Raw genomic sequence first — 17,457 nt, forward strand, 5'->3', positions numbered from 1 at the left:
CCGACAGGGAGCCCTCGAGTGCATGAGGCGTGCTTGCCCCTGGGTCAGCTTGCCTGGGCCACGGCCGTGCGGCGAGAGAAGAAGAGACTGTCCAGCAGCCAGATGGCAACCATGGAGGCCCCCACCAGCGGGAAGCAGATCCCGAGCACGACCAGCACCGCGATGGCACCGCCCATGGGAGGCAGCTTGGCGGGCAGGGGCGGGGCGGCGAGGCGACCACTGGGACGGCGGCTCCACCAGATCCAGAGCCCGCTCACCGAGCTTGCCAGAATCATCAGGCAGATGAGCAGCATGACGAGCTGGTGCGGCCAGCCGTAGAGCTTGCCCATGTGCAGCATGACGCCGGTTTCCACCGTCTTGGCGACCGGGCCGTAATCCTGCCAACGCACGTCGATCAGCACCTTGCCGCTGTATTGGTCGATGTGCAGGGTGGCGTCGTTGCGGGGATCATCGGCAAAGATGGCGATGGTATAGACGCCGGTTTCACCGACCGGGGGGGTGATGCTGTAACCCGGGCTGACCCCACGCTCGCTGGCGATGTCGACCACCTGTTGCAGTGGAATGCGATGGCTGGCCATGACCATGCCCTCGTGTCCGCCGCCATGGGTCATGGCGCTGTGATCATGGCTCTCTGCCGTGGGTTGGGAGCTCGGCATGGGCAGGGTCTCGGCCCCCCAGGAGACGGTCTGTTCGTGAGCCTGGTTGAGGCTGCGGGTGAGGGGGGCCGACTTGGGCACCTCGTTCCACATGGCCGCAGGGAAGCGGTTCCAGACATCGGCGAACTGGCCGCCCCAGAAACCGGTCCAGGTCATGCCCGTCAGCAGCAGCAGCAGCAGGAAACCTGCGCCCCAGAAGCCGACCACGGCGTGCAGATCACGCCACCAGAGACGGCCGCGCTGGTGCATTCTCGGCCAGAGGATGCCCCCCACACCCGGTCCCTTGCGGGGCCACCAGAGATAGAGTCCGCTGACGAGGAGCACGATTCCCCAGCCTGCGGCCAGCTCGATCAGGCGATCTCCCGTGGTGCCAAGCATCAGCTCCGCATGGAGAGCGCGCGCCACCGCCTGCAGGTTCCACTTGTTGTCCATGGTACCGAGCAGGGCGCCGTTCGCGGGATCCATGAAGAGGGTCAGCTCCTGCCCTTCACGCATCACGACTATCTGGGCGCTCGCGTCCGCTGCCACCGGGGGCAGGTATTTGCGCAGGCTGGCGTCCGGCATGGCGATGGTTGCCTTGGCCAGCAGCTGGTCGGCACTCAGGGTCTGGGTGGCGGGCGTCACCTTCATCAGCTGGGGGTAGAGCAGGTTGTCCAGCTGCGGTTTGAACAGATAGACGATGCCGGTGAGGGAGAGCAGGATCAGGAAGGGGGCGACGAAGAGACCGGCATAGAAATGCCAGCGCCAGATCCGTTGGTAATAACTTGCGTCTTGTTGCTTCATCGTTGATCCCTGGGTGAACGCCAAAAGGTTTCAGTAGGTGGAATGTTTTGAGTGGCGCGGATGATAGCAGCAACGTTTTGTTAACTGCAACAGAACATGTCGAAGAAATGTACATTCCGCCACCGAGGTAAAAACGGGGGGGTGAATGGCGCTTTCCGTTCACAATGTGGGGAGCTTCATGGACTTTTCGGGGATAAATTCTTACTTTGTGGCAACACAGGGCATATCAGCCGCAGCGAAGGACTCAAGGCAGGAGGTGAACGTGCAAGCACACGGCCATTTTGAGATGCAGCGACAAGGGCAACTGCTGATCTGTCGGCCGAGCGGCCCTTTCAACCTGGCAGGCGCCATGGCCTATGAGGGCAAGTTCAGCCAGCAGATAAGCCGTTTGCAGGGAGCCCCCTGGGGCATCGTCGAGGTCGCGACCGAGTTCGAGGCCGCCGGCCCCGAGGTGCTGGCCCGTTTTCGTCGCCAGTTCAACTGGTGCGCCACTCATGGCTGCGCCTTTCTGGCGGTGGTCATGATCGGGGATTTCAAACGTTATCTGGCGGATCACGTTTTCAGCGAGCTTCCCTTTCAGGAGGTGCGCTATTTCGAGGAGGAAGCGCAGGCCATCCACTGGCTGACACAGCGCCTCGAGGGGCTGCAAGGCAAGGAGATCCACGTCAGCACGGGTTGAAAACCCCGGTTACTCCAGCCTGATGAACCACTTGTCCCGCTCGTCGAGGCAGTCGGGCTCCCCCATCTCGAATTCACGGCAGATAAGCGGCCGCACCTCGTAGATGCGACACATCATGGTGTTGCGGTCGAGGGCGGCGCACCAGCCATCTTCCAGTCTGTGCATCACGGGCACTTCTCCTTCCCGTTCCTCGATATAGCGGTCCGGCACGCCGGTGTCGGTGAAGAGCATCACCTCAAGGCGGCAGCAGCAGGCTTCGCAGTTCTGGCAGCTCACATCGCTCTGGATTGCTTGGGTCATGTCACCTGTCTTGCCGCATGGCGGCGAATGATATGAAACAGGCGCCTGTCAGGCGCCTGTGGTCTGGCTGGGGCGTGTGAAATACCTTAGCCCAGTTTGCGGGCACGGTAGCTGCGCCCCTTGATCTTGCCTTCCTGCAACCGCTTGAGGGCGGCGCTCGCCACCTGGCGCTTCACCGCCACGTAGGAGTACTGCTCGGAAATCTGGATCTTGCCCACATCGGCCCCGGCAATGCCGCCTTCGCCGGTCAGGGCGCCGAGGATGTCACCGGCACGCACCTTGCTCTTGCGGCCTGCATCGATGGAGAGGGTCACCATCTGCGGCGCGATCGGCTTGATGTCGCGGCCGATCCCGGCCAGGTCGCCCTGGGGAATGGGGGCCTGCTGGTACTCCTCGATGAAGTTGACGCGCTGGGCCTCGTTCGGCTGGTAGAGGCTCAGGGCCAGGCCCTGCTGGCCAGCGCGGCCGGTACGGCCGATGCGGTGCACGTGCACCTCGGGGTCGTAGGTCAGCTCGTAGTTGATGACGGCGCCCAGCTCCTTGATGTCGAGGCCGCGGGCCGCCACGTCGGTGGCGACCAGTATGGTGGCGCTGCCGTTGGCGAAGCGCACCAGCACCTGATCCCGCTCACGCTGTTCCAGGTCACCGTTCAGCGCCAGCGCCGAGAAGCCCTTGGCGGCCAGGTGATCGGCCACGTCGTTGCAGGCGCGCTTGGTGTTGCAGAACACCACGCAGGAGCCCGGTTGGTAGTGGCTGAGCAGCCAGGTGAGGGCATCGAGGCGCTGGCCGGCCGGCACTTCATACAGCTTCTGTTCGATGGCGCTCTCTTCATGCAGGGACTCCACGCTCACCTCCACCGGATTGCGCTGCACGCCGCGGCTCATCTGGGCGATCCCTTCCGGATAGGTGGCGGAGAAGAGCAGGGTTTGCCGGTCCCGCGGGGCGTGGCTGATGACCCGGTTGATGTCTTCACCAAAGCCCATGTCCAGCATGCGATCCGCTTCGTCCAGCACCAGCGTCTTGAGGTCGTCGAGCTCAAGGGTGCCCTGCTCCAGGTGCTTGAGGATCCGGCCCGGGGTGCCGACGGCGATGTGGGCGCCAAAGCCCAGGGTGGCGGATTGCGGTGCGGTCGGGGTGCCGCCGCACAGGGTCACCAGCTTGACGTTGGGCAGGGTACGGGCAAGACGGCGGATCTCGGTGGCCACCTGATCCGCCAGCTCGCGGGTCGGACAGAGCACCAGCGCCTGCACGGCCAGCCGGTTGACGTCCAGCTTGGCCAGCAGACCCAGGCCGAAGGCCGCGGTCTTGCCGCTGCCGGTTTTCGCCTTGGCGATCAAATCTTTGCCGTCGAGCACCAGGGGCAGGCTCTGGGCCTGGATCGGGGTCATCTGCAGATAGCCCAGGCTGGCGAGGTTGTCCTGCAGGGCGGAGGAGAGGTTCAGGCTGCTAAATTCGCTGTTGTTCACAAAAGGACTCTATGTCGGAAAACCAGAAATGGGGGTGCGCGGTGCGCAAGGGGGCGCATCATACCAGAATGTGCCGCCGGATGCGGTGAATATTTGAACGGTTGGCGTCATGGGTTGCCGATGGAGGCTTCTGTCTGCGTTGGCGGGCTTGCGGTATGTAAAAAGAGCACAATGGAACAGGGTGGTCATGGCCAGATCATGATGAATGGCGAGAAAACGTTTTTAATTAAACATGTCCTGGTGATGATGAGTCATCGGAGGATGCCATATGGGATATAGCCGTTATGAAATATATATACGAATGAGGGATAAAATTAATGAAAGAGCATAACTTATTGTTTTTTGATTTATTTTTAAGCTTTCCCAATGACGATTAATAATCATGTGTCTTGGCAATTAATTTAAAAACGTTTGTATTATTTCGCATGCATATTTTTACCGCGGATTGTGATGATTCTCTGATTTTTAAATATGCAGTTCTTTATGATGGCGCCGGTCAAAAATAACAATTCAATGGGTGCTACTGGTATGGAATACGTTCATTTCGTGCTCGGACTCGTGATGGTCCTGGCATTGGCGTTGCTGGCAAACCGCCGCAACTGGAAACAGATCAAGCTGCGTTACATCGGCCAGCTGCTGGTGGTCGAGCTGGCGCTCGCCTGGTTCATGCTCAACTCCGAAGTGGGTCTGGCGGTGGTGGGTGGCTTTGCCGCCGGCTTCACCAAGCTGATGGAGTTTGCCAAGCAGGGGACCGACTTCGTGTTCGGCGGTCTGGTCAACGAAGGGGCTTTCTCCTTCTTCCTGATGGTGCTGATGCCCATCGTCTTCATCTCCGTGTTGATCGGCATTTTGCAGTACATCCGTCTGCTGCCCATCGTCATTCGTGGCATCGGCACCGTGCTGGCCAAGATCAACGGCATGGGCAAGCTGGAGTCCTTCAACGCCATCAGCTCCATGATCGTCGGTCAGTCCGAGAACTTCATCGCCCTCAAGAACATACTGCCGCACCTGAACGAGAAGCAGATGTACACCCTGGCGGCGACGGCCATGTCCACCGTCTCCATGTCCATCGTCGGTGCCTATATGCAGCTGATCGAGCCGCGCTACGTGGTGGCCGCGCTGGTGCTCAACATGTTCAGCACCTTCGTGGTGCTCTCCCTCATCAACCCCTACGAGCCCGACAATACCGTGACCGATGCCAAGGCGCTGGCCGAGGGTGACGAGCACCACACGCCGAAGAAGGAGAACTTCTTCGAGATGCTGGGGGAATACATCATGGCCGGTTTCACCGTGGCGGTGATCGTCGGTGCCATGCTGGTGGGCTTCATCGCCCTGATCGCCCTCATCAACTACCTGTTCGAGGCGGCGTTCGGCGTCAACTTCCAGCACGTCATGGGCTACATCTTCTATCCCGTTGCCTGGATCCTGGGCATCCCGGGCAGTGAAGCGCTGCAGGCCGGCTCCATCATGGCGACCAAGCTGGTGACCAACGAGTTCGTGGCCATGATGGATCTGGGCAAGATTGCCGCCGAGCTCTCCCCGCGCACCGTCGGCATCCTCTCCATCTTCATGGTGTCGTTCGCCAACTTCAGCTCCATCGGCATCATTGCCGGTGCGGTGAAGGCGCTGAACGAAGAGAAGGGCAACATGGTTTCCCGCTTCGGTTTGAAGCTGGTCTATGGCTCCACCCTGGTGAGCCTGCTCTCCGCCGTTATCGCCGGTGTGATGATCTAGGTCCTCCCCTCGCGCTGCTCATGACGACCCCCTGCCTTGGCAGGGGGTCTTTTTTTGGGCAGATGAGCGGGTGAACTGAGGAGGGGACTGGTCGGCAGCCCGGCCATCAAGCGCGGGGGTCTTCCACCTTGATGTTGGCGGGGACCCGCTTCTTGCCCAGCACCATGGCGCGGACCAGATCGCTGCGGGTGAGGCGATCGGTCAGGAGTACCACGGCCGCATGGACGCCAACGGCGACCATCAGGGTGTTGGCGATGATGCCGTGCAGCTCCTCCAGCCACTCCTCGCCCCAGAAGGCATCCCAGGTGGTGAGCCAGCCGGTGACGACGGTCCCGACCAGGGACAGCAGCAGCAACCAGATCATCAGGGAGCCGACCGGATTGTGGCCGAGGTAGTAGGGGTGGCGCCCCTGGGCGAGCTGGCGGAGATAGTAGCGGACCCGGGCAGGGGTTGGCCACCACTGGCCGAAGCGGGCGTAATAGGGGCCGACCAGTCCCCACAGCAGGCGGATGATGAGCAGGATGCCCACCGCGTAGCCAGCATATCTGTGGGGTTTGCTACCCTCTTCCAGCACGAAGAAGTTGAGCAGGCAGAGGGTGACGGTCGCCCAGTGAAACACCCGGATGAGGGGATCCCAGACTTTCACTTCAGAGGCAGGTGTCATGGCAAGGCTCCATGGTGGGGGCCGGTGGAAGACCGGCCCGGGGCGGCGTTACTCGTCGATCTCTTCTTTCACCTTTTTCAGGTCGGTCGGGTCGAAGTAGATCTCGACCTTGCGCTTCTCCTTGTCCCAGCCGTAGATCTCGTAGCAGCCGGTCTTGGTGGCCTTGAACTTCTTGATGTCGTATCCCATCGCCTTGATCTGCTGCTGGGCGTCGGCTTCGCTCATCCACTTGCTCTTGTCGGCCTGGGTGCATTGGGGGTCGGCCAGGGCTGCGCCGCTCAACAGGGGGATCAGTAACAACAGGGGGGTCAGTTTCATTGCTTGCTCCTTGCGGGTGGTTGGGTCAACAGTCGCAAGGCTAATCAAGGCGCATTAAGGAAGAATTAAGGGAAAAGGGAAATGAATGGCTCTCCCCGGCGGTGGACCGGGGAGAGGGTGATCAGCTCAGCTTGCCCCTGACCAGCCACTTGTCCAGCGCATTGGCGAAGCGCTGCTTGTCGGCGGCGTTGAAGGGCGCAGGGCCACCGGTCTGGACGCCGGCAGAGCGCAGCTCCTCCATGAAGTTGCGCATCCCGAGCCGTGCCTGGATGGTCTCCCGGGTGTAGATCTCGCCCCGGGGATTGAGCGCCTCGCCCCCGGCGTCGATGACCCAGGAGGCGAGGGGAATGTCGCCGGTGATCACCAGGTCGCCGGGCTTGACCTGCTGGGCGATGACATGATCTGCCACATCGAAGCCCTTCTCCACCTGCTGGGTCTTGATGAAGGGGGAGGGGGGGACTCTGAGCCCCTGGTTGGCCACTAGCGTGGTCACCACCTGGGCGCGGTGGGCGGCGCGGTAGAGGATCTCCTTGACCGGGATGGGGCAGGCATCGGCATCAACCCAGATGGGCATGGCATGGCTTCCTGTGTCTGGAACGGGTGGCGCATCTTAGCATGGCTGGTGCGGGGCGGCTGCCCGGGGCTGAGTCGTCCTCGCCTTTGGTGTAAGCTGGGGCCTGCACATGAAACGAGAAGGAGACGAGATGGATCGGGTGCCCGGTGACGTGATTTATGGCCTGACCCTGGACGGCAAGGGGGGCATGACCCCGCTGGCCGAAGGTAGCGAGATCCCCGGTGCTCAGCCCGGCTGGCTGCATCTGGACTATGGCAACCCGGAGTCGGCGCGCTGGCTGCTGCAGACGCCGCTGCTGGGGGAGGCGGCCCGGGAGGCCCTGCTCGGCCAGAGCAATCGTCCCAAGCTGGTGCGGATGGGGGAGACGGTGCTGCTGATCCTGCGCGGCATCAACCACAACAAGGATCACAGGCCTGAAGAGATGGTTGCCCTGCGGATCTTCATCACGCCGGATCTCATCATCAGTAGCCGACGTCGTCCGCTGCTCTCCGAGAAAGATGTGTTCGAGCAGCTGTCGTTGGGGGGCGGTGCCGACACACCCGCCGACTGGCTGGTGGAGATATGCGACGCCCTGACCGACCGGGCCGGGGAGTTCGTCGAGGAGCTGCACGACCAGATCCTGGATCTGGAGGAGATGGTGCTGATGCGCGACCTGCCCGCCAACGGTCGGCTTGCGCGCATCCGCAAGCAGCTCATCATGATCCGTCGCTACCTCTCCCCTCAGCGGGATCTGGTGGCGCGCCTGGCCAACGAGAAGATCAGCTGGCTGGACGAAGATGACAGGCGACGCCTGCTCGACATCGCCGACCGCTTGCGGCGCTGGCTCGACGATCTGGATGCCGGGGTGGCGCGCACCGCCGTGCTGGCGGACGAGATCAACAACCTGATGGCGGAGGCGACCAACCGCCGCGCCTACCAGATGTCGGTGATGGCGCTGCTGTTCCTGCCCGCCAGCTTCCTGACCGGCCTGTTCGGCATCAACCTGGGGGGGATCCCCGGGGCCGAGAGTCCGACCGCCTTCTGGGTGTTCTGTGGCTTCCTGCTGGTGCTGGCGACCGGACTGGCGGTCTGGCTCAAGCACAGGCGCTGGTGGTAAGGAGTGAACATGACGACATGGGAATCTTTTGGCGTGACCCTGCTGCTGTTGCTGGGGCACACCCTGGTGCGTGGCCTCATTCACAAGAGCCTGATGGCCCTTGGCCAGAGCCGGCAGGTGAGCGAGAACCGGGTGATCTACGTGGAGCACGTATTCCACTTCCTGCTGGGCTGCGCCACCCTGCTGATCCTGGCCGGGGTCTGGGGGCTCGACTTCTCCCGGCTGGTGGTGCTCGCCTCCTCCTTCTTCGCGGTGCTGGGGGTCGCCATGGTGGCCCAGTGGTCGATCCTCTCCAACATCACCGCCAGCATTACCATCTTCTTCGCCTTCCCCTACAAGATTGGCGATCGCATCCGCATCCTCGACAAGGATGACTCTGTCACCGGCATCATCACCGAGATCGGCCTCTTCTACGTGCGGGTGCGGGATGACAACGGCGATCTGGTCACCTATCCGGCGAACCTTATTCTGCAAAAGCCGGTGAGGCGGCTGGAGGGAAAGGAGGCTGAGTCCACGCAGCCGGAATGAGAAAAGGCTCCCTCGGGAGCCTTTTTCGATGGCTGTTCAGCGTTCGAAGAAGCGGTAGAGGTGCTCGACCTGGACGGGGCAGTCGGCCACCAGGTGGATGTGGTCCCGTGCCTCCTCGGTGGACGAGAAGCTCATGGGGCACCCCAGGGTGTCCGTCATCACGTAGAGGTGGCCGTCCTGCCCCCTGAACTCCACGATCCAGCCGGGGGAGACGATGTCGTGCATGATCTCCGCCTCCTTGAACCTGTGCTGCTGGTGAAGCGCGCGCAATTCACTGACTGTCATGACACCCTCCTATGACTCATGGCGCCACCCTCAAGTCTAGTTCTCCTTCCCGGTGGCGCCGTCATTGGATCAGGGCGCCGTCGCCCCCTCCCGGGGTGGTTGCAGGGCGATCAGCAGCTCCCCGGACAGCGGCGTGACAGGGCCGGTGACCACCCTGGGTCTGGCCTTGGCATCCAGCACGAACAGAGGAATGGCGCCGGGATTGGCCTCCTGATACTGGTCCCAGTCGAAGGTGTCGCTCAGGCGGGTCGCCTTGATCTGCCCGCCCCGGCTCAGCAGGCCGCTCAGCCTGGCGAAGTTGATGTCGGCGCCGAACAGGTTCTGGCGGGCACGGAAGGTGGCGCTCTCCCGGTTGGCCTTGCCGTGCTGTTCGCTGGAACGCAGGGAGTGGACCTTCTCCTCCCCGTAGAGGTGGGCGAAGTGCAGCACCCCGAGGGCGTTGTTGTGGCGGCTGGGAGAGAGCGCCAGCACGGTGCTGATGCTGGTGAGGGGCAGGTGCCGCTCGGCGTGCTCCGACTGGGGGTTGCCGAAGTAGCAGGGCAGGCCGCTCATGCGGGCCAGCTTGCAGTGCTCCCAGGCAGGATCGGAGAGCTGCACCGGGATCCCCTGATCCGCCAGCGCCTTGCCGATGGCCCGGGCCACCGAGTTGGCGCCGATGAGCAGCCAGACATTGGGGGCGCTCTGGCGCATGTCGAGCAATCTGGCCAATGGCGTGGCCGTCAGGCTCTGCAGCACCACGGTGAAGATGATGACCGCAAACACCAGGGGCACCAGCTTGTCGGCATCCTCGATGCCGGCCTCATGCATGCTGATGGCGAAGGAGGCGCTGACCGCCGCCGCCACTATGCCCCGGGGGGCTATCCAGGCGAGCAGGGCGCGGGCGCGCCAGGGCAGGTCCGACCCCCGGGTCGAGACCAGGATGCAGAGTGGGCGGGCCACGAACTGCACCACGCACAGCAGGGCCAGCACCATGGGGCCGAGCTGCCAGAGCTGGGCCAGATCGAGGCGGGCTGCCAGCAGGATGAAGAGGGAGGAGATGAGAATGACGGCGAGATCCTCCTTGAAGGCCAGCACCTCCTCCAGATCCAGCCCCTCCTGGTTGGCGAGCCAGATGCCGAACACCGTCACCGCCAGCAGGCCGGATTCGTGACTGAGCCAGTCAGACAGGGTGAAGGTCACCAGTACCAGCGCCAGTACCCCGAACTTGTGCAGGCTGACCGGCAGCCAGTCCTTGCGGATGAGCAGGGTGGTGAGCCAGCCGGCACCGACCCCGATGAGCGACCCCACTCCCACCGTCTTGGCCAGGGCCAGCAGGGTATGACCGACCAGATCTCCCTGGCTGCCGAGGCGCACCGCCTCGAACACCAGTACCGCGAACAGGGCGCCGATGGGGTCGATGACGATCCCCTCCCAGCGCAGGATCTTGTCCACCTCCCGGACCGGGCGGATCACGTTGAGCATGGGGGCGATCACCGTGGGGCCGGTCACCACCAGCACGGCGCCGAGCACCATGGCGACCCGCCAGTCCAGCCCAAGCAGGAAGTAGCTGGCGGCGCCGATGACGGCAAAGCTGGTCACCATGCCGGTGGAGCAGAGGTTGCGTACCACCTTGCCGATCCCCTTGAGTTCGGTCAGGTGCAGGGTCAGCGCTCCTTCAAACAGGATGATGGCGACCGAGAGGGAAACCAGGGGAAACAGCAGATCCCCCAGCAACTGATCGGGATCGAGCAGACCGGTCACCGGGCCGAGCAAGAGGCCGCTCAGCAGCAGGAACAAAATGGCGGGAACGCGCACGGACCAGGCAAGCCATTGGGCGAGCAGGGAGATGAGGGCTATTCCGGCGAGGGAGAGAGCAATCATGCCAACCTCGTACAGGTGATGGGGTTGGACCTAGTGTAGCGGGGAAGGGGGGCAAGATGACACCCGCCAGGCGTGCAGGGGAGAGCCGCTCAGATCAGATGGGGCTCTCTTTGTGGAGTTCGGTGACGCAATCGGTCACCGCCAGCACCAGGGCGGAGCGCACCATCTGATCGAGCCGGTTGAGCTGCATCTGGTAGAGGGGCCAGTCCTCCTCGTTGGCCGGGGGATCCTGCGGCATCATGCTGCCCTGCTGGATGGCATTCAGGCGCTCGAGCAGATCGCGGACCGGCTTGTCGCTGAAGCGGTAATCCTTGGGGTCGCGTACCAGAAAGTCGCGGATCTTCAGGTATGCCTCGAGATCCTGATAGCGCTCGAGGGAGATGAGGCCGAGGGCGAAGATGAGCTTGAGGCGCACCTCCAGCTGGCCGAGGGGGCCGCTCTGGTTGAGCAGGGGTTCGATGGCGTATTTGACGGCATACTCCTCCTGACGAAAGGCTCGTCGCATCAGGGAGTCGACCGCCTCTTCCAGGATGGTCACGACCTCGAGAAAGAAGCCGCGGGGGCCATCCTGCTCGTTCAGTCGCTCCAGTACTTCATCTTCCTGGTGTGTGGTCATAAGTGCTTCGGGTCCGGCTGACAGGGGGAGAGCAGGCCCTCCCCCGGTTTGTATCGTATGGGGTCCGTCACGGGCGGTGTGACGCCACCCCATCAGGTCACTTCAAGTTGTTGTAACGGGCGACGATGGTGCGTACCACATCGCTGTGCTCATCCAGGCCGGTGACGCGGGCCAGGGTCCGTGCCGGACCGAGTTCCGCCAGCATGGCCTGCAGCTCCACCGCCTGGGGATCGTCCTCATTGCGGTAATGCAGTGCGGCGGCGATGCCCTCCTGCAGGTGATCGCTCGGCAGGCCGTACTCCAGGGTGCCGAGCAGCGGCTTCACCAGCCTGTCCCCCGCCGCCAGCTTGCGCAGCGGCTGGCGACCGACCCGGTCAATCTCGTCCACCAGATAGGGGTTGGCGAAGCGGGAGAGGATCTTCTCGATGTAGGCGGCGTGCAGGCGCGGGTCGAAGCCGTAGCGTTTCACCAGCACGGCCCCGCTCTCCTCCATGGCGCGGCGCACCTTGCTGCGGATCAGCGGATCCTCGATCGCCTCGCGCACGGTGTGATAGCCCCTGAGCTTGCCGAGGTAGGCGGTGACGATGTGGCCGGTGTTGAGGGTGAACAGCTTGCGCTCGACGAAGGCCATCAGGTTGTCGGTGGGCTCCATGCCCGCCACCTGGGGCATCTCCCCCTTGAACTGGGTCCGATCGACGATCCACTCGCTGAAGCTCTCCACCGTCACCTCCAGGGGATCGTCGTTCGCCGCGGCGGGCGGAACGATGCGATCCACCGCCGAGTCGACGAAGCCGACGCACTGCTCGAGGGTGGCATGATACGCGACCGGCAGGTACTTGAGTACCTCCTCCTTGAGGTGGCTGGTGCCGCGCACCATGTTCTCGCAGGCGATGACGTTGAGGGGAGTCAGGTTGCCGGCATCGAAGCGGGCCTGCAGCCCCTTGGCCAGGGTGCTGGCAATCTTGTCCAGGATGTTGGGGCCGACCGCCGTGGTGACCAGATCGGCGGTGATGATACGGGCGATCACCTCGTGTCCGGCGGAGCTGACGGCGGCAACGTTGCGCACCACGTCCAGCTTCTGATCCGTGCCCACCACGTGCACCTTGTACTCCTGGCGGTGGTTGAGCTGGTCGATCAGGGTCTCGTTGACGTCGGCGAAGGTGACCTGATGGCTGGCGTCAGCCAGCAGTTTGCCGATGAAGCCCCGACCGATGTTGCCGGCACCAAAATGCAATGTTTTCATGATATTAACCTCTACAACCAAAGACGATGACGGATGATTACGCGGCCTGCTCGGCCCCCAGCAGATCCAGGAACTCCTGAGGATCCTGGGTGCTGGCCAGACGGTCGACGAGACCGGGCTCATCCAGTGCATTGGTCAGGCGGGTTATGACCTGTATGTGTTCATCGTTGCGGGCGGCAATGCCGATGACCAGGCGCGCCACTTCATCGGCGCCCTCGCCGAAGGCGACCCCGGCAGGGTATTGGCAGATGACGATGCCGGTACGCTTCACGTGCTCCTTGGCGGCGATGGTGCCGTGGGGCACGGCGATGGATTCGCCGAGGTAGGTGGAGACCAGCTGTTCGCGCTCCAGCATGGCGTCGACGTAGTCCGGTGCCACATAGCCTCGCTCGGCCAGCAGCTTGCCGGCGGTCACGATGGCCGCTTCCTTGCTATCGGCCTTGAGGCCCAGGTGCACGTCCTGCAGGCTAAGGGTGAAGACTTCCGGCACCTGCGGCTCGTAGCTGTCGTCGTTGGCCGCCACCAGCAGTTGCGGGTTGGCGACGTCATCGTTGGCCGCGTTGGCCAGGCTGAGGTTCTGCACCAGCTCCTGATAGAGGGCGTTGTCGAGGAAGTTGGTCAGCGAAATGTGCTGTGCATGCGGCGCATGGCGACGGGCACGGTCGGTGAGATCCTTGTGGGTGATGACCAGATCCACCTGATCGTCCAGGTTGTTGATGGCACGGTTGGTGACGCTGATGTCGAGACCGGCGGCCTGCACCCGCTTGCGCAGCATGCCGGCGCCCATGGCGCTGGAGCCCATGCCCGCATCGCAGGCGACGACGATGTTGCGCACTGCGGTCAGCTCGGTTTCCGGCTTCTTGGCGGCGGTGGTCTCGGGCTTGGCACCCTTCATGGCCTTCATCTTGCGGGTGGCTTCACCCAGGGCATCGGCCTCGTCGGCTTCCGGCTGCTGGGCACGGACGAACACGGCGGCGACCAGGAAGGAGACGGTGGCGGAGGCGACGATGGAGAGCAGCACCCCGATGAGGGAGGCTTTCGGCGTCATCAGCAGCACGGCGAAGATGGAGCCCGGGGAGGCGGGGGAGACGAGACCTGCGTTGAACAGGGTCAGGGTGAAGACCCCGGTCATGCCGCCTGCGATCACCGCCAGGATGAGGCGCGGGTTCATCAGCACGTACGGGAAGTAGATCTCGTGGATGCCGCCGAAGAAGTGGATGATGGACGCACCGGCAGCGGACTGCTTGGCGGCGCCACGGCCGAACACCATGTAGGCCAGCAGCACGCCCATGCCCGGGCCCGGGTTCGCTTCAATCAGGAAGAAGATGGAGCGGCCCTGTTCGGTGGCTTGCTGGATCCCGAGCGGCGAGAAGATGCCGTGGTTGATGGCGTTGTTCAGGAACAGGATCTTGGCCGGCTCGACGAAGATGGAGGTGAGGGGCAGCATGTGGTTGTCCACCAGGAAGCCGACACCGCTCGCCAGCACGCCGGAGAGCACCTTGACGAAGGGACCGATGACGAAGAAGGCGAGAATGGCGAGCAACATGCCGATGATGCCGGCGGAGAAGTTGTTCACCAGCATCTCGAAGCCGCTCTTGACGCGACCTTCCATCGCCTTGTCAAAACGCTTGATGGCCCAGCCACCCAGCGGGCCGACCATCATGGCACCCATGAACATGGGAATGTCGGTCCCCACGATGACGCCCATGGTGGTGATGGCACCGACCACGCCGCCGCGCTCACCACCCATCAGCTTGCCGCCGGTATAGCCGATGAGCAGCGGCAGCAGGTAGGTGATCATGGGACCGACCAGCTTGGCCAAGGTTTCATTGGGCAGCCAGCCAGTGGGGATGAAGAGGGCGGTGATGAAGCCCCAGGCGATGAAGGCGCCTATGTTGGGCATGACCATATTGGACAGGAAGCGTCCAAAATTCTGTATCTTGACTTTGGTATCCGGTGATAACATGTCGGGACCCCGTTTTAAGCCTGTGTGATTAAAAGTGGTAGTCGGGATGACGAGTTTTGCCGAACTCCCATCCCAGTCGTCTAAGCAACTTCAATCTACCAGCTTGTGATCAAATTAGGCTGGAAACGGGGTGTCTTGTGACCTGGATCTCAAATACCCCGACCTCCCCCCTCCCGACATAGTGATGACGATCACAGTCAGTCGCTGTATTTCGGCTACATTTCGATCTTCTCGCCTCTGGGTGTCAATTTTTTGTGATTGATGTCTCGTTTTGTGGTTTGCGCAAATACGGTGTCAACGTGACAGTTGTCACAAAACCAAATTTTGCACTCAAATGAGTCATGGTTTGTCGCCTCGTATTCGCAAGTAATGACGATGGATATGCCGCAGTTCATCGTTAATTACCAATGAATCATTTATTTTGTAACCCACTTTCAGTTTTTCCCCCGAGAGGATCGGTTCCGACAAGGCCTCTTGTGACGCCCGGGGGGTGGATCCTGATCCGCTCCCGTCTCGCTCCTCCCTGCCGGTCGCGACGCAGGCAGGGGCCTGCGAGCGGGTCTCCCATCCCGCCTGCCTGCGGAGCGCAGCCATAAAAAAGCCCGCAGGATGCGGGCTTTTGCAGAGCAGACAAGCAGGGGGATCACTGCGCCTTGGGGGCCTCGTCGGCAGGCGCGGCATCGGCCTCGCTGGCAGGGGCCACCGGCGCCGGGCCCGGCACCAGATCCACTGCCGGCTTGGCGATGAGGGAGCGGGTCTCTTCCACCGCCTCGGTCAGCTTCACCTCGATGATCTGGCCGAGCTCGTAGACCACCTCGGTCTTGTCCAGATAGACGCGACCGTTGTCCCAGTTGCACTCCAGCCGATCCTTGTTGTCCAGGATATGGCGGGCGGGCATGAAGACCACGGCGCCGTTCTCCTGCAGGCGCAGCTTGAGGCCGGCGCGCATCACGTCGATGATCTCGGCGTTGAACACCTTGTCGGTGCCCGCATCGGCCTTGAGGTAGCGCACATAGAGCCAGTCGCCGATGTCGCGCTCCACCATGCGGTGCAGGCGGCGGCAGGCGGTCAGGTGCTCGGTCAGCTCCAGGCTGGGGCGCTCACCCGGGGTCTTGCCGGCGATGACCGCCTTGAGCAGGCGATGGTTGACCATGTCGCCGTATTTGCGGATGGGGGAGGTCCAGGTGGCGTAGGCATCCAGACCCAGGCCGTAGTGGGCACCCGGTTCGGCGGACATCAGGGCATAGCTCTGGAAGCGGCGGATCTTGCCGTCCAGCCAGCGGGTGTCCAGGTTGTCTATCCAGCGTCGCAGGGCGCAGAAGCCGGAGAGGCTGGCGATCTCTTCCTTCTCGAACGGGGCCTCGGCGGTCTTGAGCAGCTCGATGGCGCCGTCCAGGGACTCCTCGTCAAAGCCGGTGTGGACGTTGAAGATGCCGTAGCCGACCTCTTTGCCCAGCACGCGGCCGGCGCAGATGTTGGCGGCGATCATCGACTCTTCCACCATGCGGTTGGCGATGCGGCGCGGCTCCACGTGGATGGCCAGCACTTCGCCGTCTTCACCCAGCTCGAAGTCGTAGTCGGGTCTGTCCGGGAACACCAGGGCGTGCTCGGTACGCCACTTGATGCGGGCCTCCGTCATCGCCTTCATCAGGGGCAGCTGGGCCAGGACGCCGGCGTCGATATCCAGCGCTTTGCCGTGCTCGGCCCAGTCGGAGACGTCGTCATAGCTGAGACGGGCATGGGAATTGATGCGGGCGGCGAAGAACTCGGTCTCCTCCAGCAGCAGGCCGTCCTCGGCGATGAGCAGACGGGCGCACAGGGTGTTGCGCTCCTCGCCCTCTTTCAGGGAGCAGAGCTCGTCGGAGAGGGTGCGCGGGATCATGGGTACGTTGCGTCCCGGCATGTAGACGGTGAAGGCGCGCTGGGCGGCCTCCTTGTCCAGCTCGCTCCCCTCGGCCACATAGGCGGTCGGGTCGGCGATGGCCACCAGCAGCTCCCAGCCGTTCTCCAGCTTGGTGATGGCCAGGGCATCGTCCATGTCCTTGGTCTTGGCACCGTCGATGGTGAAGAAGGGAACCTGGGTCAGATCCCGGCGGGGCAGCTCTTCCTCTTCGATCACCTTCCACTCCGGCAGGTCCGCCGGTTCAATCTGGGCCAGGTTGTGGCGCGCCAGCACCACCCACCAGGGCACGTTGTGATCTTCCTGGGTGGCGATGAGCTGGGTGATCTCGGCGGAGAAGTTGCCGTCCACCAGGGCATGGCGCTTGAGGGTGGCTACCACCCAGTCCCCTTCCTTGAAGGATTTCTCGTCCAGACCCTTCTTGGCGCGGGCCTTGATGGCGTCCTTGATGAGGGGGTGGTCGGGCACCACGTTGAGGCGGTCGCGGAACATCTTGACGCGGCCGACGAAGCGGGTGACGGCCTGCTCCAGCAGGGCATCCGGCTCGGCCACCTCTTTCTCTTTTTCAGTGCGGATCAGGGCGCTCACCCGGTCACCGTGCATCACCTTCTTCATGTAGGGAGGCGGCACGAAATAGCTGGTCTTCTCATCGACCTCCAGGAAGCCGAAGCCCCGATCGGAGGCGCGGATCACACCCTCTTTCTTGGGGATGTTTTCGCGGATTTGTTGCTTGAGCTGGGCCAGCAGCGGATTGTCTTGGAACATAAATGGGGAACCTGAGTGGAGACC

The 17,457-nt window shown here is 62.9% G+C and carries 16 protein-coding genes; 4 read left to right on the plus strand and 12 right to left on the minus strand.

The window, feature by feature from the left end; all coding sequences use genetic code 11:
* Positions 1 to 44: 44 nt before the first annotated feature.
* Positions 45 to 1,439, minus strand: coding sequence for a PepSY-associated TM helix domain-containing protein (locus tag AB5Y51_RS04750; RefSeq protein WP_368178112.1), 1,395 nt, complete (start codon positions 1,437 to 1,439; stop codon positions 45 to 47).
* Positions 1,440 to 1,695: 256 nt separating this feature from the next.
* Here AB5Y51_RS04750 and AB5Y51_RS04755 point away from each other — a divergent pair, with 256 nt between their 5' ends.
* Positions 1,696 to 2,118 (plus strand): hypothetical protein, encoded by a 423-nt coding sequence (locus tag AB5Y51_RS04755; protein WP_039039773.1) that lies wholly within the window; start codon positions 1,696 to 1,698, stop codon positions 2,116 to 2,118.
* 9 nt (positions 2,119 to 2,127) lie between these two features.
* Here the strand turns inward: AB5Y51_RS04755 and AB5Y51_RS04760 are convergent, their stop codons facing one another.
* Together AB5Y51_RS04760 and dbpA are read right to left on the minus strand one after the other, a co-directional pair.
* Positions 2,128 to 2,418: a YkgJ family cysteine cluster protein gene (locus AB5Y51_RS04760; RefSeq protein ID WP_039039772.1), complete on the minus strand. Its 291-nt coding sequence runs from the start codon at positions 2,416 to 2,418 to the stop codon at positions 2,128 to 2,130.
* 86 nt (positions 2,419 to 2,504) lie between these two features.
* Complete coding sequence (gene dbpA, locus AB5Y51_RS04765; protein ID WP_039039771.1) at positions 2,505 to 3,884, minus strand: ATP-dependent RNA helicase DbpA; 1,380 nt, start codon at positions 3,882 to 3,884, stop codon at positions 2,505 to 2,507.
* 528 nt (positions 3,885 to 4,412) lie between these two features.
* Here dbpA and AB5Y51_RS04770 point away from each other — a divergent pair.
* The gene (locus AB5Y51_RS04770) at positions 4,413 to 5,618 is read left to right on the plus strand and encodes a NupC/NupG family nucleoside CNT transporter (RefSeq protein WP_010672751.1); all 1,206 of its coding nucleotides are present in this window, start codon (positions 4,413 to 4,415) and stop codon (positions 5,616 to 5,618) included.
* Between the two features lie 106 nt (positions 5,619 to 5,724).
* Here the strand turns inward: AB5Y51_RS04770 and AB5Y51_RS04775 are convergent, their stop codons facing one another.
* From AB5Y51_RS04775 to AB5Y51_RS04785, 3 genes are all read right to left on the minus strand, one after another.
* Entirely contained in the window at positions 5,725 to 6,282 is a 558-nt protein-coding gene (locus AB5Y51_RS04775) for a cytochrome b/b6 domain-containing protein (RefSeq protein ID WP_368178113.1), read from the minus strand.
* 48 nt (positions 6,283 to 6,330) lie between these two features.
* Positions 6,331 to 6,600, minus strand: coding sequence for a PepSY domain-containing protein (locus AB5Y51_RS04780; protein ID WP_010672753.1), 270 nt, complete (start codon positions 6,598 to 6,600; stop codon positions 6,331 to 6,333).
* Positions 6,601 to 6,721: 121 nt separating this feature from the next.
* Positions 6,722 to 7,174 (minus strand): YaiI/YqxD family protein, encoded by a 453-nt coding sequence (locus AB5Y51_RS04785; protein WP_039039769.1) that lies wholly within the window; start codon positions 7,172 to 7,174, stop codon positions 6,722 to 6,724.
* 130 nt (positions 7,175 to 7,304) lie between these two features.
* On the opposite strand from AB5Y51_RS04785, the gene zntB reads away from it, so the two are divergent.
* Entirely contained in the window at positions 7,305 to 8,270 is a 966-nt protein-coding gene (gene zntB / locus AB5Y51_RS04790; RefSeq protein WP_171865294.1) for a zinc transporter ZntB, read from the plus strand.
* Between the two features lie 9 nt (positions 8,271 to 8,279).
* Entirely contained in the window at positions 8,280 to 8,798 is a 519-nt protein-coding gene (locus tag AB5Y51_RS04795; RefSeq protein ID WP_010672756.1) for a mechanosensitive ion channel domain-containing protein, read from the plus strand.
* 36 nt (positions 8,799 to 8,834) lie between these two features.
* On the opposite strand, the gene AB5Y51_RS04800 is transcribed toward AB5Y51_RS04795, so the two are convergent.
* The 6 genes from AB5Y51_RS04800 to AB5Y51_RS04825 form a co-directional block, all read right to left on the minus strand.
* A complete protein-coding gene (locus AB5Y51_RS04800; protein WP_010672757.1) occupies positions 8,835 to 9,083 on the minus strand; it encodes a hypothetical protein in 249 nt (82 codons plus the stop codon).
* Positions 9,084 to 9,152: 69 nt separating this feature from the next.
* The gene (locus AB5Y51_RS04805) at positions 9,153 to 10,943 is read right to left on the minus strand and encodes a sodium:proton antiporter (RefSeq protein WP_139737611.1); all 1,791 of its coding nucleotides are present in this window, start codon (positions 10,941 to 10,943) and stop codon (positions 9,153 to 9,155) included.
* A 94-nt stretch (positions 10,944 to 11,037) separates the two neighbouring features.
* On the minus strand, positions 11,038 to 11,559 hold the full coding sequence (locus AB5Y51_RS04810; protein WP_010672759.1) for an MltR family transcriptional regulator: 522 nt from the start codon (positions 11,557 to 11,559) through the stop codon (positions 11,038 to 11,040).
* Between the two features lie 97 nt (positions 11,560 to 11,656).
* A complete protein-coding gene (locus AB5Y51_RS04815; RefSeq protein WP_039039765.1) occupies positions 11,657 to 12,802 on the minus strand; it encodes a mannitol-1-phosphate 5-dehydrogenase in 1,146 nt (381 codons plus the stop codon).
* 37 nt (positions 12,803 to 12,839) lie between these two features.
* Positions 12,840 to 14,768, minus strand: coding sequence for a PTS mannitol transporter subunit IICBA (locus AB5Y51_RS04820; RefSeq protein WP_368178114.1), 1,929 nt, complete (start codon positions 14,766 to 14,768; stop codon positions 12,840 to 12,842).
* 643 nt (positions 14,769 to 15,411) lie between these two features.
* On the minus strand, positions 15,412 to 17,433 hold the full coding sequence (locus AB5Y51_RS04825) for an exoribonuclease II (protein ID WP_010672763.1): 2,022 nt from the start codon (positions 17,431 to 17,433) through the stop codon (positions 15,412 to 15,414).
* Positions 17,434 to 17,457 lie beyond the last annotated feature (24 nt).

Origin of the sequence: Aeromonas sp. R7-1 (genome assembly GCF_040908115.1) — a bacterium.
GTDB lineage: Bacteria > Pseudomonadota > Gammaproteobacteria > Enterobacterales > Aeromonadaceae > Aeromonas > Aeromonas caviae.